Below are 24,379 nucleotides of genomic sequence, written 5' to 3'. Positions count from 1 at the left end.
AAAAACGCCGGCTGGTCACCCAGCCGGCGCTTCCTGTCCCGCCCTCGTTCGCCACACCACGCGTAGTACGTCAGCAATTTCGAACGAGGGCAGGATCTGTGATGGTTAGCCCGCGTGCTTGCCGTGGTCCGAACGTGCTTCTACGCCTTGGAGGAGGATCAACGCCATGCGTTCCTGCTGCCTGCGTTCACGCTTGAGCTCCTTGCGGAGGGCGGCGAGCTTTTCCGCGGTATGGGCCTGCTGCTCGGCGACCGTCTGCTGCTCCCGCAAACGTGCCTGCAGTTCAACGTTCGCGCGACTCAGCTGCAATTGCTGTTCGGCCAGGACGTACTGGGTGCGGGACAGTTGTTCCTGCAATTCCTTGACGTCGGCAGTTGCCTGGGGGCGTTCCTGGGTCAGGATCCGCGCAAATTCGAGGTCAAGATCGGATCCGGAGTCCGTGGCCGGGCCTTGGCGCTCCCCCACCGGAACCTGACGGGCACCCCCTGAAACGGCGGGCTCGGCACCCACGTGGCGTGCGCCGTCGTCGGACGTTCCGATCTGGCCGACTGGGGAATCGGCTGTATCCAGGGAAGTGGTATCCAGGGACATGGCAGCATCTCCGGACGCCGTCGCCACGAGTTCCTTCTCCGGCGCCGCGTCGACAGTGCGCCGCAGCGGGCGTTCCTTGATGAACAGCACGGCCAGGAGTGCCACTACGCTGATGATCGCGGAGATCAGGAAGATCTGTGCGGTGGCGTCCCCGTAAGCGGCGCGCATGATGTCCGCGATGGGAGCAGGCATATCGGCCAGGTCCATACTGGCACCGGACCCTCCACCTTGGACCGGAATACCGGCGGCGGCCATGCCTTCAACTGCCAGGTCCTTCACGTGGTTGGACATGATGGCACCAAGGACGGACACACCGATTGCGCCACCCACAGAGCGGAAGAAGGCCACCGAGGCACTGGCCGTTCCAATGTCCTTGGCCTGGACCGTGTTCTGCACGGCGAGCACCAGGTTCTGCATGAGCATGCCCAAGCCGAGGCCGAACACACCGGTGTAGATGGCAACGATCCACAGTTCAGTGGTGTGGTCCATGGTGCCGGCGAAGGCGAGGCCGCCGATCAGGAGCACGGAGCCTGCGATCAGGAACCGCTTCCATTTGCCAAAGCGGCTGATCAGGACGCCCGATGCCACAGAACCAATGAGGTTGCCGGCGATCATTGGCAGCGTCAACAGGCCAGCCTCAGTGGGTGTGGCTCCACGGGCAACCTGGAAGTACTGGCCGAGGAACGTAGAGGATCCGAACATGGCGATACCGACCGCGATCGACGCGATGATGGCAAGTGCGGTGGTGCGCTCGGAGATGATCTTGAGCGGAATGATCGGCTGGGCAACCTTGGTTTCCACCAGCACCAGCAACGCCAGCAGCACTACGCCGCCGCCCACCATGAGGGCTGACTGCCAGGAGAACCAGTCGTAGTAGTCCGGGTTGCCGGCGAAGGAAACCCAGATCAGGAGCAGGCTTACGCCGGAGGTCAGCAGGATGGAGCCGAGCCAGTCGATCTTGGCAGGACGCTTGATGTGCTGGATCTTCAGGGTCACCTGAAGCAAAATGAGCGCAATCACAGCCAGTGGCACGCAGACGAAGAAGGTCCAGCGCCAGCCGAGCGGGCTGTCCACAATGAAACCACCCAGCAGCGGGCCGCCGGCAGTGCCCACCGCCATCACGGCACCCATGTAGCCGGAGTACTTACCACGATCCCGCGGCGGGATCATGGAACCGATGATTGCCTGGGCCAGGGCGGTGAGGCCACCCATGGCGATGCCTTGAATGACACGCGCAGTAAGCAGCAGCGGAATCGTCTCGGACAAGCCGGCCATGACGGAGCCCGCCACGAAAATAATGATGCTCAGCTGAACCAGGAGCTTCTTGTCGAAGAGGTCAGCGAGCTTTCCCCAGATGGGTGTAGTGGCTGCGTTCGCCAGCAAAGCGGCGGTGATGACCCAGGCGAAGTCAGTTTGCGTGCCCTTGAGTTCGGACATGATGGTTGGCAGCGCATTGGCGACGATTGTGCTGCTGAGGATCGCGGTGAAGAAGGCAGCGAGAAGACCTGTGAGGGCTTCCATGATTTGCCGGTGGGTCATGGGTGCTGCGGTATTCCCCAGGGCGGCATTCTGAATTGGTGTGGCCATGCGTGGCTCCTAAGCTGTGTGAGTCGTCGTAGTGGAGCCGGCCGCCGTTGCCCGGATTGAGTCCTTGAGGGACGTGGTGAGTTTGTTGATGACCTGGGAGGCCTCGAGGGCGTCAGCCTCGCTCCAATCCGCCAGGTAATCCCGCAGCCTCACGCTGCGTTGTTCTTCGAAGTCGCGCAGCTTCGCCGCGCCATCCTCCGTCAGGGCAAGGAGCTGGGCCCTGCCGTCCGCCGGATCAGGCCGCCTGGCGACGAAGCCAAGTTCCTCCAGTTCGGCCACATGCCTGCTCAGGACCGGCGCGCTGACGCCCAGGCGGGCAGCCAGTGCTGTTGCCCGGGTCTCCCCCTCGCCGATAAAGCGCATGACGCCTTGGACCGCCATCCCGACGTCGGGAACGCGGGCCATGTGGGCGGTTACCACGCAGCGCAGAGTGCGCTGGAGGTCGAATATTTGATGCACAAGATCGGTTGCTGTGGCAGAACCGACGGACATGGAAAACACCCCTTTTTTGTTTGCCTAAAGCAACTATAACCCATAATGATTGCTTTGGGAAACTAAAGAAGCCAAGCGGTCCCGGAGGTCCTGGGAGGTCCCGCCGTCGAAAACGCGGGAACAATGCCAGAACGTCCGAGACTTCCGGGCGAACTCGCAAGATTCCCGGCGAACTCGGCGCAGATCAGCAACTGGATGTTAAACGCAGTCAGCCCCCGCACGGAAACGTGCGGGGGCTGACTGACTACGGCGGTTTAGTGGTCCAGGTGGGTGGGGCCGAACATCTTCAGCAGCGTCTCAACCACGACGACGTTGGGGCCGTCAGCTTCGAAGGACTCCTTGAGAGCGTCCCCCACTTCCTCCGGGGCCACCCGGAGGGCCGGCACGCCGAAGGACTCGGCCAGCTTGACGAAGTCTGGTCGTGCAAGCTCGGTGGCCGTGGCCTTGCCGAAAGCGCCCACCATGTATTCGCGGAGGATGCCGTAGCCGCCGTCGTCCACGATCAGCCAGGTGACCGGGATGTTGTGCTGCTTCGCCGTGGCAAGTTCGGAGATTGAGTACATGGAGGAACCGTCACCGGATACAGCCAGAACCCTGCTGGGTTTGCCCGTGGTTTCCAATCCCACGGCGCCGCCGATGGCTGCCGGGAAACCGTAGCCGAGGCCACCAGCACCCTGCGCGGAATGGAACTGGCCCTCGCGAGCATCCCAGCAGCTCCAGCCCCAGTACGCGGAGATGGTCATGTCCCAGAACGTCTGCATATCAGCCGGGACAGCCTCGCGGATGTCGGCCATGAACTTCAGTTCCTTGGCCAGGTCCTGTGATTCCAAGCGGGCCTTCACCTTGGCCAGGGACTCCTTCACCAGGTCCTCAGGTGCGGTGCCGTGCCAGGAACGCGTCACCGTGTCAGCGGCACCGGCTGCTGCGAGAGCTTCGTCCAGGGCTGCGAGCGCCTGCCCGGCGTCGGCGCGGATGCCCAGGCCTGGCCGGTTGGATTCGAGGACGCGGGGTTCGGCATCGATCTGGATGATGCGGCCGCGGGGCTCGAACGTGAAGTAGTTGGACGTCACTTCACCCAGGGACGAACCGATGACGATGAGTACGTCTGCATCTTCCAGGACATCGGTCATGTACCGGTCCTCGATCCACGACTGCAAGGACAACTCATGCTTCCACGGAAACGCTCCGTTGCCGCCAGGGGTGCAGATCACCGGTGCGCGCAGCTGCTCGGCAATGGAGAGCAGCGACTTCTCAGCCCGGCCACGGCGCGTACCGCCGCCTGCGATGATCGCCGGACGTTCCGCCGTCGAAAGCCACTTCACGGCCTCGCGGATCAGCTCGACGCGTGGAGGGTTGTCTGCGGCCTCGGCGAGTGCGTCCTCCACCGGCGGGACCATGATCGGATCCAGCAGGACGTTATGCGGAATCTCGATCCACACCGGACCCTGCGGAGATGAAATCGCCTCGGTCCAGGCGTCCTGGATGGCCGATGGGATTCCAGAGGCGTGCTGGATCAGGCGCTGGCTCTTGGTGACGTTCGCAGCCGAAGCCTTCTGGTCATCCAATTGATGCAGCATGCCCTTGCGGCGAGCGCCCAGGCCCTCAAGCGGAATCTGGCTGGCAACAACCACCATCGGAACACCGGTGGCGTAGGCCTCCTGCAAACCAGCAAGGGAGGTCAGCGCGCCGGGACCGGTGGATAGGAACAGTACGCCCACTTCGCCAGTGGCGCGGGAGTAGCCATCAGCTGCGAATGCCGAATTGTTCTCCACTCGTGAAGACACGAAGTGCAGGTTGCCGCGGCCCATGGCGTCAAAGAGACCCAAGGCGTGCTGGCCCGGGATACCAAAGACAGTCTTCGCGCCAAGCGCTTCGAGGGTCTCGACGACGAGGTCCCCACCGTTGCGCTGATCAGTGCCCTTGGTGGGCGCGGCAGTGCCCGGATCGAAATCGATCATCGCGTCTCTCCAGCCGTGCCGGTTGCCTGGGCGAGTTCTGCCATGCGTGCTCCGAGGGCCTGCTGGGCGTAGCCGTTCGGCGCGCCGTGGCGGTCGCCTGCAACCGCGTTGTCCGCCATGAGGGTTACCAGTTCATAAGCAACGTGGCTGCCGGCAACGCCAGTGATTTCGGCGTGGTCATAAGCCGGGGCAACTTCCACGATGTCAGCACCGACGAGGTTCATGCCACGGAAACCACGGATGATCTCGAGCAGTTCACGGCTGGTGATGCCGCCGGCTTCGGGGGTACCGGTGCCGGGCGCGTGTGCAGGATCCAGGACGTCGATGTCCACCGAGATGTACAGCGGACGGCTTCCGATGCGGTCGCGGATCTTGGCCACTGTCTCCAGGACGCCCTGGTAGTAGACGTCAGCGGAGGTGACGATTCCGAAGCCAAACCGGTGGTCGTCGTCGAGGTCTTTCTTGCCATACAGCGGACCGCGGGTACCCACGTGGCTGATGGCCTCCGTGTCCAGGATGCCTTCTTCCACTGCGCGGCGGAACGGCGTGCCGTGCGTGTATTCAGCGCCGAAGTAGGTGTCCCAGGTGTCCAGGTGTGCGTCGAAGTGGAGCATGGCCACCGGCTCACCGGCGCGCTCTGCTGCTGCCCTCAGGAGCGGAAGGGCGATGGTGTGGTCGCCACCCAGGGTGACGAGCTTGCTGCCGTTGGCCGTGAGGTCCAGGGCGTTCTGCTGGATTGTCTCGATGGCCTCGTTGATGTTGAACGGGTTCACCGCCATGTCGCCAGCATCTGCCACCTGGATGTTCTCGAACGGGCTGACATCCCAGGCAGGGTTGTACGGGCGCAGCAGGCGGCTGGCCTCACGCACATGGTTCGCGCCGAAGCGGGCGCCGGGACGGTAGGAAACGCCGGAATCGAAAGGTACGCCAACAACCGTGACGTCAGCTTTGGATACCTGGTCCAAGCGGGGCAGGCGGGCGTAGGTGGCGGCACCGGCGTAGCGCGGGATGCGGGATGAATCGATGGGACCGAGGTTCCCGTTGGCTTCAATACGGAGCTCTTCCAAAATGCGCCACTCCTTAGTGGATAGGTCGAGATGAATCACTAACTGTGACACCCATCATACACTCAAAGTTTCCTAATAAGCATCACCTGTTTACAAGTCCCCTTTGCTGGTGAGCTCATCTGAGATGCCGGTCACATGAGGCGTAAAGATTCCATAAAAACCGGGGTTGAGCCGCTGACGGTGGCCATACGCTCCTTGCCTAAGCAGCACACTGCTGCCCGAAAGGACAACGTGACTACCCTGACCAGGCCGCCGGCCGATCCTGCAGACCGACTCAAAAAGGCATTCCACCTCAAATCGTGGCTGCTGGAAGGAATGCCGGATACCTCGGGCAAGCGGCAGGGTCCGCACGGACAGCCAGCGGAAGCTCACAAACCGCAAGCTTGGTGGAAGGTCATGTGCCTGACGGGCCTGGACTACTTCTCGACTCTGGGCTACCAGCCTGCAATCGCTGCCCTGGCTGCCGGCTTGCTGTCGCCGTTGGCCACGCTGCTCCTGGTCTTCGTCACCTTGGCCGGTGCACTGCCTGTATACCGTCGCGTTGCCAGGGAAAGTCCCCGGGGCGAGGGTTCCATTGCCATGCTCGAGCGCCTGCTTCCTCGATGGGGAGGCAAGTTGTTCGTCCTGGCACTCCTCGGCTTTGCGGCCACGGACTTCATGATCACCATCACCCTCTCCGCCGCCGACGCGACTGCGCACCTCATTGAGAACCCCTTTGCTCCGCATTTCCTGGAAGGCCAGCAGGTTGTCATCACCCTGGCCCTGATTGCAGGACTAGGCATCGTCTTCCTGCGCGGATTCAAAGAAGCCATCAACGTGGCCGTCGTCCTGGTCGCCGCGTTTCTGGCCCTGAACCTTGTGGTGGTCATCGTCTCCATAGGCCACGTGTTCACAGAGTCCCGGGTGATCTCTGACTGGTGGACGGCGCTGAACACATCCCACGGCGATCCCATCCTGATGATTGCCCTTGCGCTGCTGGTATTCCCACGATTGGCCCTTGGCCTCTCGGGGTTCGAGACCGGCGTCGCAGTCATGCCACAGATCAAGGGCCATGCATCCGACACTGAGGCCAACCCGGCCGGCCGGATCAAGGGCGCCCACAAGCTCCTGACCACCGCCGCCATCATCATGAGCTCGTTCCTCATCACATCCAGCTTCACCACCGTCATGCTGATCCCAGCCGCAGAATTCGAACCCGGCGAAAAGGCTGATGGGCGCGCCTTGGCTTTCCTCGCCCACAAGTTCCTGGGCGACGGATTCGGCACAGTGTACGACGTCAGTACCATCGCTATCCTGTGGTTCGCCGGCGCTTCGGCCATGGCCGGCCTGCTGAACCTGGTCCCCAGGTACCTGCCGCGCTACGGCATGGCTCCAGCGTGGGTCCGCGCACTGCGCCCACTCGTCCTGGTCTTCACAGTCATCGCCTTTATCGTGACGATCATTTTCCAAGCCGACGTCAATGCGCAGGGTGGCGCCTATGCCACTGGTGTACTCGTCTTGATAACCTCCGCCTCCATCGCCGTGACACTGTCCGCCCGGCGAAAGAAGCAGCGGGCACAGGTCATCGGCTTCGGCCTCGTGTCCTTGGTCTTCATCTACACCACCGTGGTCAACTCGATCGAGCGTCCGGACGGCCTGAAGATCGCCGCGCTGTTCATTCTGGGCATCATGGTGGTGAGCTTCATTTCCCGGATCCGGCGTGCCTTCGAGCTCCGTGCCACGCATATCAAGATGGACCAGACTGCACTCGAATTCACCGCGAACAACGTCGACGGACCGGTCCGGATCATCGCCCATGAACCAAAGCACCTCAGCGCCGGGCGGTACCGCGAGAAGCTCCAGCACGCGCAACAGGCCAACCACCTGCCACTGGATTGCGATGCGGTGTTCATCGAGATCATCGTTGACGACAGCTCAGACTTCGAGCAGGAACTCCAGGTGGTTGGCAAACTCCGGCACGGGTTCAAGATCCTGGAAGTCCACAGCAACAACGTGCCCAACACACTTGCCGCCGTCTTGCTTCACATCCGCGACGTGACCGGCTTCATGCCGCACATCTACTTCCGCTGGACCGAGGGCAACCCGATCTCCAACCTCAGCAAGTTCCTATTCTTCGGTGAGGGCGAGATCGCGCCGGTGACCCGCGAGGTACTGCGTGAAGCTGAGCCGGACATCACCCGCCGGCCCTGGGTCCACGTGGGCTAACAGCGCCTCGTTGCTTCGTGGGCTTGGAAGATCTAGCGGCTCGCTGCCGGCACCAAAATCCAGAGCACCTCGACGGTTTCGTCCGTGGGATTGACCCAGGTATGGGGTTCCCTGCCCGGGAAGGAGAGCGTGTCGCCTTCTTCGAGGTCATACTCCTCGTTGGTCAGGATGAGTTTGATGCGTCCCTTGACCACGTGGAGGACGTCTACGTCGCAGTCCACGGCGTAGAGCTCGTTCTCTCCACGGCCCCGCGGTTCGATGGTGGCCTGAAGGATCTGCAGGCGCCGCTCCGAGCGGGCAGTTAGCAAGCGCTCCACAATGCCCTGGCCACCCAGGGAAATCCGTGGACCGTCGTCGCGCCTGGTGAGGTGCGTTTCCGGAGCTGCGAACAAGTCTCCTACCGACACCGACAAGACCTGGCAAAGGGTTACGAGGGAAGCGACCGACGGCGATGTCAGGTCTCTCTCGACACGGCTGAGGAAGCCCTTGGTCAGCCCCGTGGCGTCCGCCACTTGTTCGATGGTGAGGCGCTGCGCCTGACGGGCTGCGCGGATTCTGGAACCAATGGCAACGGGAACGTTGCTTGGTTCAACGGGGAGAGCCTTCATTCACGAACCTTTCAGGCCTGTCATTGGGCCCTGTCATTGCAGCAATAGTAGCGGGATCCCGGGCAGTGAGAGCCACAAACAGCCCAACGATGACCAAAGCCCCTTGACTGTTACTCCGATCACAACATATCCTCATAGGCAACAAGTGTTGTCTGTGAGGCACACAACACGAACCCAATCTCCCATCATCAGCACGGAGACTTCGGCGATTCCCAGGAGTATCGTCGAAAACCCCAACCTCCGTGCACCAGCTCCAAGGAGCCACTCATGGACTCATCGTTCATAAACATCGCCATTGTGGTGGTGTACCTGCTTGCCATGCTTGCATTCGGTTGGTGGGGCAAGTCCCGCACCAAGAACAACAGCGACTTCCTCGTGGCCGGCCGCCGTCTGGGCCCCTTCCTTTACACCGGAACCATGGCCGCAGTTGTCCTCGGTGGCGCATCCACCGTCGGCGGCGTCGGCTTGGGTTACAAATTCGGCATTTCGGGGATGTGGCTGGTCGTCGCAATCGGCGCCGGCGTCCTCCTCCTGAGCCTGCTCTTCGCTGGCACCATCCAGCGCCTGAAGATCTACACGGTCTCCCAAATGCTGAGCCTTCGCTACGGCAGCAAGGCCACGCAGACCTCCGGCATCGTGATGCTGGCGTACACCCTCATGCTCTGCGCCACGTCCACCGGCGCCTATGCCACCATCTTTGTCGTCCTCTTCGATTGGCCGCGCTGGATGGCGATCGCCGTCGGCGGTGCAATTGTGCTTGTTTACTCGACCATCGGTGGCATGTGGTCCATCACCCTTGCCGACCAGGTCCAGTTCATCATCAAGACCGTGGGCATCTTCTTCCTGATGCTCCCCTTCGTCATGAACGCAGCCGGAGGACTCGACGGCATCCGTGAACGCGTCGATGCCAGCTTCTTCCAGATTGACGGAATCGGTGTCCAGACGATCATCACGTACTTCGTCGTCTACACACTCGGACTCCTGATCGGCCAGGATATCTGGCAGCGCGTCTTCACCGCCAAAACTCCCAAGGTTGCACGCTGGGGCGGAGCGACGGCCGGCGTTTACTGCATCCTCTACGGTGTGGCTGGCGCCTTGATCGGCCTGGCTGCCCGGGTAGCACTCCCCAACATCGATGTGGCAAGCCTTGGCAAGGACGTGGTGTATGCCGAAGTGGCAACGAACATCCTGCCCATCGGCATCGGCGGCCTTGTCATGGCCGCAGCTGTTGCAGCCATGATGTCCACCGCTTCAGGTGCCCTGATTGCCGCCGCCACCGTGGCTCGCGCAGATGTTGTTCCGTTCGTGGCCAGCTGGTTCGGCAAGACCATCAACACCGACGACACCGAAAACCCTGAGCACGACGTCAAGGCCAACCGTTACTGGGTTCTTGGCCTTGGCATCGTTGCGGTGCTGATCTCCATGGCCGCGCAGGACGTGGTGGTTGCCCTCACCATTGCCTACGACATCCTGGTGGGCGGCCTCCTGGTCGCGATTCTGGGCGGCCTCGTCTGGAAGCGCGGAACCGGTATCGCTGCTGCCTGGTCCATGGCAGTGGGCTCCATTTTGACTCTGGCCTTGCTGATTCTGTTCGCCACTGGACTCATCCCGAGCGTCGACGGCGTCTACGCCAACGAACCCATCTACTACGGCCTGGCTGCCTCGTTCGTGGCATACGTCGTGATTTCCCTCCTCACGCCGCCCACCGAACCCGAAGTTCGGGCGGCTTGGGACAAGCGCGTGGCCGGGGCAGTCTCTGACGAATTGCCCCTGGAAGCCCACCCCGTCAGCAGCCACAACGCCAGCTGAACGGCCCAGCCCCAAGTAATGCTCGACGGCGGCGCCGCCCCTTTTCGGGGCAGCGTCGCCGTTGCGCTTTACCTTGGGTTCCCGAGTTGCAGGACCCACTTGGAGGACGCTTAGAATTCTTCGTCTTCTTCCCCACGGAATTCTTCGGTTTCATCCAGGGGAACAACCCGCTCGTCGTCATCCGGGACGTCGATTTCCTCCACCCAGGGTTCGTCGACTTCCTGGTCTTCGCTGTAGTCGTACGCGGGGTCGGACTCGATGGTCTCCCGCTCCGGGTGGTTGGCGTGCGGTTCGGTGGTGTCCATGCTGCAACCTCCGTCTGGTGGGCTGGCAAGCAGCCTGCTGAGACGAGTACGGGGAGGGCCCCCGCCCCTGTCCTTCCATCTGAGCACTGTGCTTGAAGAGGGTCAAGGCATGCGTGGATCGCGCCCAAAATTAAGGCACGCCGAACATTCCCGCTAAGGAATACCGGCCAAAAATCCGCGCCAATAAGCGGTACAGTGGGCGTTGCAATGGGGCCGCAACTACCCCACCCAGCACAGGAGAGAAAGTGCAAAAGCACCAGGAATCCCACGGTTCGTCGAGCCCCGCTCCGGACCCCGCCCGCGGATCCGGAACACCGCCCCAACCAGCCCCGCCCACGCCTGCGGACATCAGGCGCTGGCGTCAATACCTGGCCGATGAGCGTGCCGAAGCCGCCGTCTACCGGGAGCTCGCCCAGCGTCGTGACGGCGAGGAACGCCAGATCCTGCTCGCCTTGGCCGAGGCCGAGGGAAGGCATGAGGCACACTGGCTCAAGCTGCTCGGAGAGCATGCTGGAATGCCGAAGGGTGCCTCCACCCGTAGCCAGCTACTTGGCTTCCTGGCACGGCACTTCGGTTCCGTCTTCGTGCTCGCGTTGGCGCAGCGCGCGGAAGGCCGCTCCCCTTACGGTGCCGAGCCTGCCGCGACCCCGGCCATGGTTGCCGACGAACAAATCCACGAAGAAGTTGTTCGGGGTCTTGCCACCCGTGGCCGCAACAGGCTTTCGGGTACTTTCCGTGCCGCCGTTTTTGGGGCCAACGATGGCCTGGTGAGCAACCTTTCACTGGTCATGGGCATGGCCGCAACGGGCGTTCCCAGCCCTGTGGTCCTCATGAGTGGCGTGGCCGGTTTGCTGGCCGGTGCCCTGTCCATGGGCGCCGGTGAGTACGTTTCGGTCCGCTCGCAACGGGAGTTGCTCAACGCCACGCTGCCCACGCAGGCTACCCTCACTGCCGCCCCTTCTCTGGACATCGAGCACAACGAGCTCGTGCTGGTCTACCTGGCCAGGGGCATGACCCGCGAGGCCGCCGAGCACCGCGCCGCCGAACGCATGGGACTCTTCAGTTGCGACTGCGATCCGAGCCTTTCCTTGCAACCGGAGAAGGAGCAACCCGCTGACGACCACGAAACCGTGGGGTCTGCGTGGGGTGCCGCGATGTCCAGCTTCTGCTTCTTCGCCTCTGGTGCCATCGTGCCCATCCTTCCGTTCATTTTCGGCATGACGGGTGTGGCGGCACTGGTAGTAGCCGGTGTTCTGGTGGGCATCGCGCTCCTGGCGACTGGCGCCGTCGTCGGGCTGTTGTCCGGGACCTCACCGCTGAGCCGTGGCTTCCGGCAGTTGGCGATCGGCCTGGGTGCTGCGGCAGCCACCTACGCGCTTGGCCTCGCGTTCGGAACGATGATCGTCTAGGCGGTAATGTTGGTTCGTCCTCCGCGCGGCCCCGCGTGACCGGGGCGTAGGGAATGGAGAACCGTGGATTCGGAGCAGCCGCCGTTGCGCGCGCCAAAACACCGCCGTGCGGGCACAACCCTCCGAATTCTTCGTGGCGTCCTCATGGCCGGTGTCGCCGCCGTCGTGGCTGTCCTTGTCAGCGGTTTGCTCCACGGCGATCCGCGAATCGTCGGGCTGTTTCCGGGCGTGGCCCTGCCCAATTCGCCCAAGAGCGAGCCGATCCAGCAGACCCCGGCCCGTGCCTTGGACGCGCCGCCGCCAGGAATCGAGGAGGCGGACGCCCCGCTGGCGTCGCCACTGCCACCAGCTAACGCCAGCAATTCATACAAGTTCCTTGCAACCAACGACGACGGCACCCCGGTTGGGTACTCGCCGTGCCGACCCTTGCACTACGTAGTAAACGACGCCACTGCGCCTGAGGGTACGGATGCACTGCTTACCACCGCAATCGCCAATATTTCTGCGGCATCCGGGATCCAGTTCGTCAACGATGGCAGCACCGACGAACTCCCCACAGCGAAACGCGAACCGTACCAACCGTCCAAGTACGGCGACCGGTGGGCGCCCTTGCTGATTTCATGGACCACACCTGAGACGGCTCCGGCGCTGGCTGAGACCGTCATCGGTACGGGCGGCAGCACCATGTACTCGCTCAACAACGGTCCCAAGAGCTACATCACGGGCAGCCTGGAGCTCGACACCCCGCAAGTAATGGAGCTCCTTGCCGAGGAGGGTGGTTCGGACTACGTGCTGGCCGTCATGCAGCACGAACTGGGGCACGTCATGGGTTTGGATCATGTTGATGATCCCATTCAGCTGATGTACCCGGAGATCGGCGCCCCTGACGGATTGGCCGCCGGCGACCTGAACGGCCTCCACCTCCTGGCCTCGGCTCCTTGCCGCAAGGACATCTGAAGCTCCGAAGCTTGGCCTCACCGCCATGGACTCACCGCGCCATCGGTTCTATCCTGACGGAAGCGGCCGACGGCGGCGCTCACCGTCCGATTGGGCCGTCCCGTGAGGGGGTTCGATGGAACCTTATGGGTCGCCAGAGAGGCCTGACCCCTATCCCCCGCCGCCTTATCAGCAGCATGCCATGCCGCCGCCCAGACCGCCCATCAAACACAGCAGCATCGCGGCCATCCTGTTCCTGTTCGGCATCCTCGGTTTGGTCTGCGCCGGCGCCTACTTCAGCGGCGAACTTCAAAGGTTCTGGTCCGATTCCACGACGCAGAGCCAGGCGCCGCACCCCGGGCTGGTTCCCTTTGGCCAGCGTCAGGATCCACTGCCCGGCTTTGAAGAAGCCGACGCGCCACTGGGGACGCCGGCGCCATTGCAGCGAACCAGCACTTCCTACAAATTCCTGGCCGTCAAAGCAGACGGAACTCCCCTGGCATACTCCCCTTGCAGGCCGATCCACTACGTGGTGAACTCGGACCTGGCCCCAACAAGCTGGTATTCGATGGTGGAGGACGCCGTCCGGCAGGCCAGCCTCGCCTCCGGGCTGCACTTCATTTATGACGGTCCGACGTCCGAATTACCCACCACCAACAGGGCCGGCTACCAGCCGACGACTTACGGTGACCGCTGGGCGCCTGTGCTCATTGCCTGGACTACACCAGAGCAGGTGCCGAGGCTGACCGGGCAAACGGTCGGCTTGGGCGGAAGCTCTTCCATCGGCCTGAGCAACGGCTATAAGGCTTACGTGACTGGCTCGGTATCGTTGGATGCACCCCAGTTCGCCGGGATCATGGACTCACCCCAGGGCAAGGAAGTGGGCACGGCCGTGATCATGCACGAACTCGGACACGTTCTTGGTTTGGACCATGTGGATGACCCCCGCCAACTGATGTACGACCAAGCCTCGTGGGTTCGCGAGTACGCCGCCGGGGACAAGACGGGCCTTGCCCAACTCGGCTCCGGCCCCTGCAGTAAGGATTTCTAGCCCTTCCAGCAACTTCTAGCCCGCGGCCACGACTGCGAGCGCATCCTCCACAGTGTCCACCAGGAAGATCCTCTCCGCCATGGGCCTCCCGGCAGCGAGGCTCCGCAGCATCGGCCACGCCGGGTAGGTCTGTTCCCAATGATCGCGGCCCACCAGGACCATGGGAGTGATGGTTTCGGGGGCGCCGTAATAGTTTTCGCAGGCGTCCTGGAAGATCTCCTGCACGGTTCCGGCGGAACCCGGCAGGAACACGATCCCACCGTTGCAAAGCTCCAGGAGGATCGCTTCCCGGATCGCGTTGGCGAAGTACTTCGCGATGTGGGTTGCGAACAGGTTTGGTGGCTCGTGGCCGTAGAACCACGTGGGTATGCCGAGCGTCGCGGTGCCTTCCGGGTAACGTTCGACGACGGCGGCTGCTTGCCGCGCCCAAGCCGTCACCGAGGGCCTGAACCCGGGGATGGAAGCGAGCGTTTGCAGGGCTGCGGTGGAATCGGCGTCGGGCAGTCCGCTGAGGTAGGCGCCCATGTTGGCTGCTTCCATCGCACCGGGGCCACCGCCGGTGGCTACCGTGAATCCGGCTTGCGCGAGCAAGCGACCCAGCCGCGCGGCGTCGTCGAATTCCTTGGTTCCGCGCTGGGCGGCGTGTCCTCCCATGACGCCTACCAGCTTGGTACCGGATAACTCACCGTCTTGCAGCAGTTCGTCCAGGGCATCGCCAATGGCGTGGTCGTGGAGGGCTGCGGCGAGCGTCGCGTCCAGGCTTGCCCGTTTGCCTGGAAGGATGCTCCACTCATAAATCCTTGCGTCCAGGGTGGCTTCATACTCGGTAGTGGAAATGTCCTCGTAGAGTTCCCTTGCTGTGTAGAGGGTGCCGCGGTACGGGTTGAACGGTACGCCGCGCATCTTGGGAAAGATGAGCGCGCCGCGGCTTCGAAGGCTCTCCTCGATGCCGTCGTCGAAAGTGCATCCCAGGAAGATAGCGCCCTGCGGGTCCATCATTTTTAGTTCCCGTGAACGTCCGCGAAGGTCCAGGGACTGTGCGTGCCAGCCGTGCATGGACCCGGCCCCGGAAGTAACCAGTTTGTCGAAATGGACGATGCTTTCGACGTCGAGCGTCCGTGGACTTGGGTTCAAGGCACCGGAGGGATTCATGGCATCAGCGTAGTAGTGCCGAACGGCCTGAGTCCCGTTTACGCGCAGGGCGATGTTCCGTTGCATGATGAAGCATGAAGACTTCAGATGACGGCGCTTTCGCCCGGCCGCGTATCGGAGTTCCGGTCCGCCTTAGCAGCTCGGACAATCCCGACGCCCGCGTGGGCGAAGCCAACCAACTGTTCACCTTTATTGTGGATCTGCTCGGTGAAGCGGGTGCGCAGCCGGTGTTGCTGACCCCCGTTTCGGCCGACAGCGCCGGGCGTCTGGCCTCGGTCATGAAAACGCTCGACGGCGTGCTGCTGCCCGGCGGCGGGGACCTGGAACCGCGTCTTTACGGCCAGGACCCGGAGGACTCGGTATATGACGTCAACCCGGAACAGGATCACTTGGACATCGACGTCGCGCGGGCCACGATCGACGCCGGCCTTCCGCTGCTGGGGATTTGCCGCGGCCACCAGTTGCTGAACGTGCTCTACGGCGGGACGCTGATCCAGGACATGGCACCGTCGGCCGTCAACCACAACGGCTTGAATCCCGATGACCCCGCGGCCAACGAGTGGGCGTGGCACGACGTCGTGCTGGTACCCGGTTCGAAGACCGCCGCGCTCTATGGTGCTCCGGAAGGGACTTCCATCAAGATCGCTTCGGGGCATCATCAGGCGGTGGACAGGGTGGGTGAAGGCCTGGTGGTGACGGCGATCGCCGACGACGGCACTGTGGAAGCGCTTGAAGACCCTTCCCGCTGGGTGGCCTCAGTGCAGTGGCATCCGGAAGCTTCCCAGCTTCCGGATGCGGAGCGGTTGGCGCCTTTTAAAGCGTTCGTGGAAGTGTGCCGGAACCCTGTTCAGGCCCGGCCCGGAGGAGTACAGTAGCGCTCACTGCATCGCTTTCCGTTCCTCTGAGAGCTCGGATAGCGCATAACTCCATTCGAATGACGTCCCTATGGGCGTCGTAAGTTTGCCGGCTGGGGGGCCCAACATCTGCTCAAAGGAGCATGGTTGTGGACCGTCCAAAACACGTCCGTCGTCCGAATCGGCAATCCCATTTTTTCAGCCTTCTGGGTTTTATCTTTAGTCCGGCTCTGGCCTTCGCGGGACTCGTCGCATTTTCGGGTGCCCCTGCGGTGTCAGCCGTACCGCCGTGTGCCGGAACCGGCGGGGCCATGCAGATCGTTGCCCACACGGACGATGACCTGATTTTCCTGAGCCCCGATTTCATGAGGGATATCCAAGCCAAACGCTGCGTCCAAACGGTGTTTACCACTGCGGGCGAGGCCGGCGAGGGCGCTTCGTACTGGAAGGGCCTGGAAGCCGGAATCAGGGCCAGTTACTCCAAGATGGCAGGGGTGTCTGATTCCTGGACGACCTCGGACGCAGGCGTTCCCAATCGGCCGCTCACTATGCAAACCCTCAATGGCGCACCAAACATCTCGGTAGTGTTCATGCGGCTGCCCGATGGTTTCCCGAATGGTGATGGCAGTGCGGCGTACAACGATCAGAGCATCCTCAAACTCTGGGATGGACGGCTTTCCTCCATCAGGCCCGTGGACAATGCCGCCACGTTCACCAAGTCACAGTTCCAGACGGCGCTGAACCGGCTGGTGGCCAACTTCCAACCGACCACGTTCCGTACACAGGATTGGACCGGCAACTTTAACAACCCCTACGACCACAGCGACCATTGGGCAACTGCCAAATTCGCCCAGTTGGCTACGCGCAGTTACACCGGGCCCCATACTTCCCTGGCCTACGATGCATACGTGATTGACGAGTACCCCCAGAATGTGACGGGTGCTGAACTCACTGCGAAGGTGGACACCTTCGTGCGATTCGCGGATTTCGACATGTATATCTGCAGCAGTCCCGGCGAAGGTTGCCCCGATTCCCCCTACGACGAGTGGCTGAAGCGGCAATACATCACAGCCATTGAGTGGGTGGGCAACGCCGCTAAGTCGGCAGGGACCACCGTCACGGCGTCATCCCAGAAAGCAGCAGCCCAGAGTCCGGAGAAGGCCCGGGATGGGTACGACTGGGGCGCCCCCATGGACGCAACCCGTGAGTGGGTAACAGCCGGCGAAAAGGCAGGCAGTTGGATTCAATACAACTTCTCCCCCACAAGGACCATCAACTCGGTGACCTTGTTCGACCGGCCGCTCCTCTCGGACCAAGTCACCGGAGGAAACCTGTTGTTCTCGGACGGAAGCACAGTGACAGTCCCTGCCCTTCCCAATAATGGCTCCGGACTCACCATCAACTTCCCGGCAAAGACCGTGAGCTCTGTGCGTTTGAACATCACCTCAGTAAGCTCCACCACCACGAACGCCGGTCTGGCCGAGTTTGAGGCGTACCTGGGAACGGACAACGTTGCCCCCGTGGTCACTGCGACGCCTCCGGGTGGAACATACGCTGTGGGTCAATCCATCACCCTCACTGCCAATGAGACGGCGACGATCTACTACACCACGGACGGCAGCAACCCCACGACGGCGAGCAGCAAGTACGCCAGCCCCATCCCGCTGAATGGCCCGATGACCCTGAAGTACTTCGCCGTTGACGGCGCCAACAATTCCTCGGTCGTGGCCACCCAGACGTACTCCACGGGCCCTGACGTCACCAAGCCCGTCGTGACGGCCAACCCTGCAGGCGGGGCCTACGCAACAGGTACCACCATCACCTTGTCCGCCAACGAACCAGCGGAAATCCGTTACACCACAGACGGCACTGATCCCCTCACGGCCGGCCTGGTGTATACCGCGCCAATTACGTTCAATGGGCCCGGCCCCATGACCCTGAAGTACTTCGCGAAGGACACGGCTGGAAACACCTCCGACGTCGCAACACAGACCTACACGATTCCGCCGGACACGACGGCTCCTGTTGTGACGGCCAATCCCACCTCACGGGCCTTGGCCAGCGGCGCCACGATCACGCTGACAGCCAACGAGCCTGGGGCGGCCATCTATTACACGACGAACGGCAGCACCCCCACGGCCACGGAGTCTGCTACGAACATCAAGTACACCAGCCCGATTGTGATGGGCAGCTCCACGCTGACGCTCAAATACATAGGCGTCGATACCGCGGGCAACACTTCGGCTGTGGCTACCCAGACGTACACCGTTCCGGCAGCCGGACCGCCGTCGGCCCATGACTTCAACGGTGACGGCCGCGCTGACGTCCTGGCGGCTGATACCGCCGGGAACCTGTACCTGTATCCCGGCAACGGCGCAGGTGGACTCGGCCCACGGCAACTCGCCTTGCCTGCACCCGCCTGGTCAGCCAACACGGACACCATCACCCCGGGCGATTTCAACAGCGACGGGAAGCCCGACGTCCTGGCACGATCCGGCGACGTCCTGTGGTTCTACCCAGGTGATGGAGCTGGCAGCTTTGGTGCACGGAAGCAGGTCAGCATCGGTTGGAGCACCATGACGCAGCTCTTCTCACCAGGGGATTTCAGTGGTGACGGTATTCCCGATCTCATGGCACGTCGCAGCAACGGCGACCTCCGTTTGTATGAAGGAAATGGTGCTGGAGGACAGCGGACCCCCTATACCGTCGGCTGGGGTTGGGGCGTCATGAACTCCATCTTCAGCAGCGGCGATTTCAATGGTGACGGCAAGGCAGATGTACTGGCGCGGCGCACTGATACAGGCGCATTATGGCTATATCCGGGCAATGGTTCCGGGGGCTGGCTGCAATGGACGCAGATCGGGACGGGCTGGGGAACCCGCACTGCGCTGGCCGGGCCACGGGACCTTGACGGCGACGGTAAGAACGACGTCGTAGGCCGTATCGGAGACACTTTGTGGCTCTATCCCGGATCGGGAAGCGGAACGCTCAGCAACGTTCCGCCCGTTAGCCTCGGCTCGGGTTGGCAGGCCATGAAGGTCATCGCCTGATCGGCCCCCATAGACCTGGCGCGGGTCGGAGTTTTCCCCCAGACTCATCCGGCCCGCGTCAGCTATGTCCGATCCTCTCTCACATCGAGGCACGTTCCGCCCGATCTTCTCTCACATCGACGCCCCTCCCGCCCGATCCTCTCTCACATCGACGCCCCTCCCGCCCGATCCTCTCTCACCGCCGGGGCGACAGGTTCCGACGTCCGAACTCAGGTCAGGTGCCGACGTCGTGGCTTTCCTGAAGCAAGGGAGAGACGAACGCCGCCAATCCATCAGGATGTGAGAGAACATCGGGAAAAAAGCCGCAGGATGTGAGAGAAGATCAGGGGGCGACGCGGACGGGAAACGGGAACGCCGGTTTCGAGGGACTCCTGGACGGCGTCGGCCACCTTGAGAGCAGCTACCTGACCGATCCTCTCTCACATCGAGGCCCCTTTCGGCCGATCCTCTCTCACATCGAGGCCCCTTTCGCCCGATCCTCTCTCACGTCCCGCGCGGCAGGTCCCGACGTCGGCACTCAGGTCAGGTGCCGACGTCGTGGCTTTCCTGAAGCAAGGGAGAGAGGATGCGGTCGTATGGTTTTGTGAGACAGCTTGATGGGAGCTTCAGTTCAGATGACCACGCCCAGAAGAAAATACGATGCCGCTTTCCGTGAGGATGCTGTGCGGCTTGTTTTGTCCACGAACCGGTCGGTGAAACAGGTCGCCGAGGAGATCGGGGTGAAGGAAAGCACGCTGGGGAACTGGCTGCACAGGCATCGAGAGAGCCACCAGGGCGCCGCGCCGGTCCTGCCTGAAGAACGGGGGCCGGTGCCGTGGGACGAGCACCGGAAGGCACTGGCCGAAAATGAGCGGTTGAAGGCCGAGGTCGAGTTCCTGGGAAAAGTCAGCGCCTTCTTTGCCGCGAAGCAAAAGTAGAGGACTTCTACGAGTTCATCGAAGCGGAGAAGGCCAACTATTCCGTGGTGTGGCTGTGCCGGGCGTTGAAGGTCTCCCGGGCCTCGTTCTACCGGTGGCGCGCCCCTGCCGGGCCCTCACCGCGTGCCGTGCGGCATGAGGATCTGGTCACCGCGGTTACCGGCCTGTACGAGAAGGAAAATGGCCGTGCCGGCCGTGACCAGCTGACGCTTTTGCTCAACGCGGCCGGGACCAAGGTCTCCGCCCCCACCGTCGGGGCGATCATGCGAGAAAAGGGCCTGCGGGCCATCCGAACCCGGGCCTGGAAGAGGACCACGGTCCAGGACCCGCAAGCCAAGACCGCCCACATCGAGAACCACATGCTCGATGAACAGGGCAAACGCGACTTCACCTCCGCAGTGCCCGGGACCCGTCTGGTCGGAGACATCACCTACCTGCGCACCGGCGAGGGCTGGCTTTATCTGGCCACCGTCATCGACCTGTTTTCGGGCATGGTCATCGGCTGGTCCATGGCTGCCCACATGCGGGCAAGCCTGTGCACCGCAGCCCTGCAGATGGCACGGAACCACGGCCGTTTCGCCGAGCATGGTGTGGTGTTCCACTCCGACCGTGGCACCCAATACACCTCTGACGAATTCCAAGAATGGTGCGGCCAGAACGGGGTCACCCAGTCCATGGGCAAGGTCGGGGTGTGCTGGGACAACGCGGTCGCCGAGAACTTCTTCTCCCACCTCAAAACCGAGTTCTACCACCACCACGGATTCGGCTCCAGACTCGCAGCCCGGACCGGAGTGATGGACTACATCGAAGGCTGGTACAACCGCCGCCGTCCCAACCGCAGGGCCGGCGGCATCCCACCGGCCGCCGCCCACGAAAACCACCACAACCGCGCCCAGGAACCCCTGGCCGCCTAACACCAACGAAACTGTCTCAAAAACTTGACGAGCGCAGGAACGCCGGCAATCCCGCAGGATGTGAGAGAGGATCGGGGAAAAAGCCGCAGGATGTGAGAGAAGATCAGGGGGCGACGCGGACGGGGACGCCGGTTTCGAGGGATTCCTGGGCGGCGTCGGCCACCTTGGAAGCAGCGACAGCGTCCTCGGGGGTGCACGGATTCTTGCGTTCCCCGAGGACCAATTCAACAAATGCGGCCATCTCAGAGCGGTACGCCTGGTCGAAGCGTTCGGCAAAGGTCTTGTGGGAGTTGCCGGACGGGAACGCAACCCCTGGCTCGGCCGAGCGGACAGCCATCTGTTCGTCCATGCCAACCACCACGGAGCCATCCGAGCCCTGGAGTTCCAGGCGGACATCGTGCCCGGCCCCGTTGTAACGGCTGGCTGAGACCGTGCCTACCGTGCCGTCGTCGAAAGTTACTACTGCCAAGGCGGTATCTACGTCACCCACCTCACCGATTGCGGGGTCGCCATTGTTGGAGCCCTTGGCGTAGACCTCCACGATTTCCTTGCCCGTGAGCCACCGAAGGATGTCGAAATCGTGCACGGAGCAGTCCCGGAACAGACCGCCTGAGGTTGCCAGGAATTGGACCGGCGGCGGTGTCATGTCGCATGTGAGGGCACGGACGGAGTGGATCCAGCCCAATTCTCCGGCTTCGTAGGCCCGCTTGGCTTCCAGGTAGCCGGCGTCGAAGCGGCGTTGGTGGCCGATCTGCACGGTTCCACCCTTCTCCCGGATGTACTCAAGGACCGGCAGGGACTGGGCGACATTCACAGCCACCGGCTTCTCGCAGAACACGGGAATCCCAGCATCCACACCGGCGCGGATGAGGTCCGGGTGTGTCGCCGTGCCGGTGGCGATCACCAGTCCATCCACACCCGAGGAGATCAGCTCCGCCACTGAACCCAGGAATTCCGCTCCACATTCAGCGGCCACGGAACGGGCGTGTTCGCCGGCAACATCGGTCAGCTTGAGTTGGACCTGGACCCCCTCCGGGTTCAGGACTTGGTTGAGCGCACTGATGTTCTTGGCGTGCATTACACCGATCCGGCCAACACCCACAAGGCCGAGGGTCACTTGCTTCATCATTATCTGTCTCCGTCAGTGCAGCAGAAGTTGAGTCTTAAGAGGGATTCTTGAGGCGACACTAAACCTTGTCAGTTTGTCCTGTCAAATGGCACTAGCGGTAGAAGCGTTCAGTGACGCTTCCAGTGCCGCGTCAGCATCCTTAAGGACCTGAGCCGCCACTTCAAGTCCTTCAATGCGACCCAGGGAAACGTCCTCGTGTTCGATGTTCACCAGCATGTTGGGATCAACCTCATGGAGCGCCCGGAGGAACTCTGTCCAAAAGGCCATATCGTGTCCACGGCCCAAGGCAACGAAGTCCCAGGCCGAGTTCTTGGGCCATCCGTTGGCCCACTCGTCGCCGCCCAGGTTGGTGCGGTTTTCCTCGGGTGAAAGCCGTCGGAAGCTGTTGTCCAAAACTCCGTACAGCGCAGCGTTGTCCTTGTTCACGCGGACGTCCTTCGCAGCTGCCTGGAACACCAGCGAGCCAAGTTCGCGGACGACAGCCACGGGGTCCATCTGCTGCCAGAACAGGTGGGAAGCATCGAGTTCGACACCAACATGGGTGGCACCGGTGAGCTCGATGAGTTTGTAGACATCAGCGGTGTTGAAGACGAGGTTCTGCGGGTGCAGTTCCAGCGCCACCTTGACGCCGTGATCAGCAGCAAGGCGGTCCGTTTCCTTCCAGAACGCAGCGGCCACATCCCACTGGTAATCCAGCACGTCCAGGGCCGCGGAGTTCCAGGCGTTGACTACCCAGTTGACGGTGGTCGCCCCAAGCTCGCCACCCGGCAGACCGGACATGGTCACAATCCGGTTCTGGCCGAGGCGATGGGCCAGGCGAATGGAGCGGCGGATGTCTTCGGCATGCTTCTCACCGATTTCGCGCTTGGGATGCAGCGGATTGCCATTGCAGTTCAGGCCAGCGATGGAAACGCCGGTGCCCTCGAAGATCGCCAGATAGTCGTCGCGCGCTGCGTCGCTCTCCAGAATCTGGTCAAAAGTGGGGACGTGCACGGCGGGCAGGAACCCGCCAGTGTTGATCTCGATCCCAGTGAGACCAAGATCAGCGATGACCTTCAGCGCTTCGGGAAGCGGGCGGTCGTGCAGGATCGCGTTGTAGACGCCGAGCTTCATAGCGTGATCTTCTTTCCGTTGTTCAGGCTGGATTCGGTGACTGCATTGAGGAGTTCCATGTTGCGTACGCCTTCATCGAAGGTGGCGCAACGGGGCAAGGATGCTTCTGCGCTGAGCCCGGCAACTTCTTCGAGGAACGCGCGGGCCTGATAGCCGAATGCATCGTTCTGGCCAAAGCCAACTTCCGGGGCGTCCATTGCGAGGCCGCCGGCGATATATGGGTGGCCCGGGCCGAGGATGACCTGGCGGTAACCGTTCTCGTTACCTGAACCGTCATTGAGGAAAAGCTGAATTTCGGACGGGCGGCGCTGATCGAACTTGGCCGCGCCATTCTCGCAGAAGACCTCGAACTGGAGGCTGTTGGCGTGGCCGGCTGCAACGCGGGAGACCTCGAAGCTTCCGGCGCCGTTGGTGAACTCTGCGTTGAATGCTGCGTAGTCGTCATTCTCCACCGCTTCGAACGTGTCGCTGACGGCCACGTGATCGTGACCCATCACGGCACTCAGCGGAAGAGGGCGCTTGGCAATCGCCGTGGCGAGCCGGCCACCGCTGATGGACTTGATGTCGCCGCACAGGAATTCGGATACGTACGTCAGGTGACTTCCGACGTCGGCCAGCGCACCGGAGCCGGGCCCGCCCTTGTATCTCCAGCTCATGGGAGCCGAGGGGCTGAAGCCGTAGTCAGTCCAGTATCGGCCACTGAAGTGCAGGACGTTCCCGAGAACGCCGTTCTGGATCAGGTCACGGATGTAGGCGATGCCCGGAGTCCGGCGAAAGGTGAAGCCGATGCGGGCAAGCGTTCCATGTGCCTCTGCTTGCCGGGCGGCGTAGGCCATGGCGCGGGCATCGGCCAGGGTATCGCTGAGCGGCTTCTCGCACAGCACGTGCTTGCCGGCCGCGAGCAGGCCTTCCACGACTTCGCGGTGGAGGGAGTTGGCGATGACCACGCTCACCACGTCAATGTCATCGGCCTCGGCGATTGCCTGCCAGGACGTGTCGTTGCGCTCGTAGCCGAAGCGTCGAGCAGCCAGGGAACCAAATTCTGCATTCACGTCGCCGATCGAGACGAGGCGGAGCTGTGGCAGTACCGGGCTGTAGAGGGCAGATGCCGTGCGGTACGCGGCAGCATGGGCTTTGCCCGCCATCCCTGCACCGATGACGGCGACGCCGAGGCTTTCAGCCATTGATTTCTCCTTTGAAATTTCGCCGTGCCATGAGGCATGAACGGCATT

18 protein-coding genes are annotated in these 24,379 nt (G+C 62.5%); 8 read left to right on the top strand and 10 right to left on the bottom strand.

The window, feature by feature from the left end:
* Window positions 1-105: 105 nt before the first annotated feature.
* The 4 genes from VUN82_05235 to speB form a co-directional block, all read right to left on the bottom strand.
* Window positions 106-2,178: an MFS transporter gene (locus VUN82_05235; protein XAS73251.1), complete on the bottom strand. Its 2,073-nt coding sequence runs from the start codon at window positions 2,176-2,178 to the stop codon at window positions 106-108.
* Window positions 2,179-2,187: 9 nt separating this feature from the next.
* Window positions 2,188-2,670, bottom strand: a complete 483-nt coding sequence (locus VUN82_05230; protein ID XAS73250.1) for a MarR family transcriptional regulator — start codon at window positions 2,668-2,670, stop codon at window positions 2,188-2,190.
* A gap of 254 nt (window positions 2,671-2,924) precedes the next feature.
* Entirely contained in the window at window positions 2,925-4,628 is a 1,704-nt protein-coding gene (locus VUN82_05225) for a thiamine pyrophosphate-binding protein (protein ID XAS73249.1), read from the bottom strand.
* The gene (speB, locus tag VUN82_05220; protein XAS73248.1) at window positions 4,625-5,695 is read right to left on the bottom strand and encodes an agmatinase; all 1,071 of its coding nucleotides are present in this window, start codon (window positions 5,693-5,695) and stop codon (window positions 4,625-4,627) included. Before speB ends, VUN82_05225 begins: the two co-directional genes overlap by 4 nt.
* Window positions 5,696-5,926: 231 nt before the next feature.
* On the opposite strand from speB, the gene VUN82_05215 reads away from it, so the two are divergent.
* The gene (locus tag VUN82_05215) at window positions 5,927-7,900 is read left to right on the top strand and encodes an amino acid transporter (protein ID XAS73247.1); all 1,974 of its coding nucleotides are present in this window, start codon (window positions 5,927-5,929) and stop codon (window positions 7,898-7,900) included.
* A gap of 32 nt (window positions 7,901-7,932) precedes the next feature.
* On the opposite strand, the gene VUN82_05210 is transcribed toward VUN82_05215, so the two are convergent.
* Window positions 7,933-8,508 (bottom strand): cupin domain-containing protein, encoded by a 576-nt coding sequence (locus tag VUN82_05210; GenBank protein XAS73246.1) that lies wholly within the window; start codon window positions 8,506-8,508, stop codon window positions 7,933-7,935.
* 267 nt (window positions 8,509-8,775) lie between these two features.
* On the opposite strand from VUN82_05210, the gene VUN82_05205 reads away from it, so the two are divergent.
* Window positions 8,776-10,317 carry a sodium:solute symporter gene (locus VUN82_05205; GenBank protein XAS73245.1) on the top strand — a complete coding sequence of 514 codons (1,542 nt, stop codon included), beginning with the start codon at window positions 8,776-8,778 and terminating at the stop codon, window positions 10,315-10,317.
* Window positions 10,318-10,427: 110 nt separating this feature from the next.
* Here the strand turns inward: VUN82_05205 and VUN82_05200 are convergent, their stop codons facing one another.
* Complete coding sequence (locus VUN82_05200) at window positions 10,428-10,622, bottom strand: hypothetical protein (GenBank protein ID XAS73244.1); 195 nt, start codon at window positions 10,620-10,622, stop codon at window positions 10,428-10,430.
* Between the two features lie 245 nt (window positions 10,623-10,867).
* On the opposite strand from VUN82_05200, the gene VUN82_05195 reads away from it, so the two are divergent.
* From VUN82_05195 to VUN82_05185, 3 genes are all read left to right on the top strand, one after another.
* On the top strand, window positions 10,868-12,031 hold the full coding sequence (locus VUN82_05195) for a VIT1/CCC1 transporter family protein (protein XAS73243.1): 1,164 nt from the start codon (window positions 10,868-10,870) through the stop codon (window positions 12,029-12,031).
* A 63-nt stretch (window positions 12,032-12,094) separates the two neighbouring features.
* Entirely contained in the window at window positions 12,095-12,988 is an 894-nt protein-coding gene (locus VUN82_05190) for a matrixin family metalloprotease (protein ID XAS73242.1), read from the top strand.
* 181 nt (window positions 12,989-13,169) lie between these two features.
* On the top strand, window positions 13,170-14,018 hold the full coding sequence (locus tag VUN82_05185) for a matrixin family metalloprotease (GenBank protein XAS73241.1): 849 nt from the start codon (window positions 13,170-13,172) through the stop codon (window positions 14,016-14,018).
* Window positions 14,019-14,033: 15 nt separating this feature from the next.
* Here VUN82_05185 and VUN82_05180 read toward each other — a convergent pair whose 3' ends face one another.
* Window positions 14,034-15,170: a Rossmann fold nucleotide-binding protein gene (locus VUN82_05180; GenBank protein XAS74614.1), complete on the bottom strand. Its 1,137-nt coding sequence runs from the start codon at window positions 15,168-15,170 to the stop codon at window positions 14,034-14,036.
* Window positions 15,171-15,244: 74 nt separating this feature from the next.
* Between VUN82_05180 and VUN82_05175 the strand changes: the two genes are divergently transcribed.
* The 3 genes from VUN82_05175 (at window position 15,245) to VUN82_05165 (ending at window position 20,905) form a co-directional block, all read left to right on the top strand.
* The gene (locus VUN82_05175; GenBank protein XAS73240.1) at window positions 15,245-16,045 is read left to right on the top strand and encodes a gamma-glutamyl-gamma-aminobutyrate hydrolase family protein; all 801 of its coding nucleotides are present in this window, start codon (window positions 15,245-15,247) and stop codon (window positions 16,043-16,045) included.
* Between the two features lie 290 nt (window positions 16,046-16,335).
* Window positions 16,336-19,074, top strand: coding sequence for a chitobiase/beta-hexosaminidase C-terminal domain-containing protein (locus tag VUN82_05170; GenBank protein XAS73239.1), 2,739 nt, complete (start codon window positions 16,336-16,338; stop codon window positions 19,072-19,074).
* Window positions 19,075-19,688: 614 nt separating this feature from the next.
* A protein-coding gene (locus VUN82_05165) for an IS3 family transposase (protein ID XAS73238.1) occupies window positions 19,689-20,905 on the top strand; the annotation gives its coding sequence in 2 pieces (ribosomal slippage) (window positions 19,689-19,953 and window positions 19,953-20,905; 1,218 coding nt in all).
* Between the two features lie 103 nt (window positions 20,906-21,008).
* Here the strand turns inward: VUN82_05165 and VUN82_05160 are convergent.
* From VUN82_05160 to VUN82_05150, 3 genes are all read right to left on the bottom strand, one after another.
* The gene (locus VUN82_05160) at window positions 21,009-22,031 is read right to left on the bottom strand and encodes a Gfo/Idh/MocA family oxidoreductase (GenBank protein XAS74613.1); all 1,023 of its coding nucleotides are present in this window, start codon (window positions 22,029-22,031) and stop codon (window positions 21,009-21,011) included.
* A gap of 84 nt (window positions 22,032-22,115) precedes the next feature.
* Window positions 22,116-23,147, bottom strand: coding sequence for a sugar phosphate isomerase/epimerase (locus VUN82_05155; protein XAS73237.1), 1,032 nt, complete (start codon window positions 23,145-23,147; stop codon window positions 22,116-22,118).
* Window positions 23,144-24,331, bottom strand: coding sequence for a Gfo/Idh/MocA family oxidoreductase (locus VUN82_05150; GenBank protein XAS73236.1), 1,188 nt, complete (start codon window positions 24,329-24,331; stop codon window positions 23,144-23,146). Before VUN82_05150 ends, VUN82_05155 begins: the two co-directional genes overlap by 4 nt.
* Window positions 24,332-24,379: the final 48 nt, after the last annotated feature.

The organism is Micrococcaceae bacterium Sec5.1 (genome assembly GCA_039636795.1).
Lineage (GTDB): Bacteria > Actinomycetota > Actinomycetes > Actinomycetales > Micrococcaceae > Arthrobacter.
This window is presented reverse-complemented; position numbering and strand designations above follow the sequence as displayed.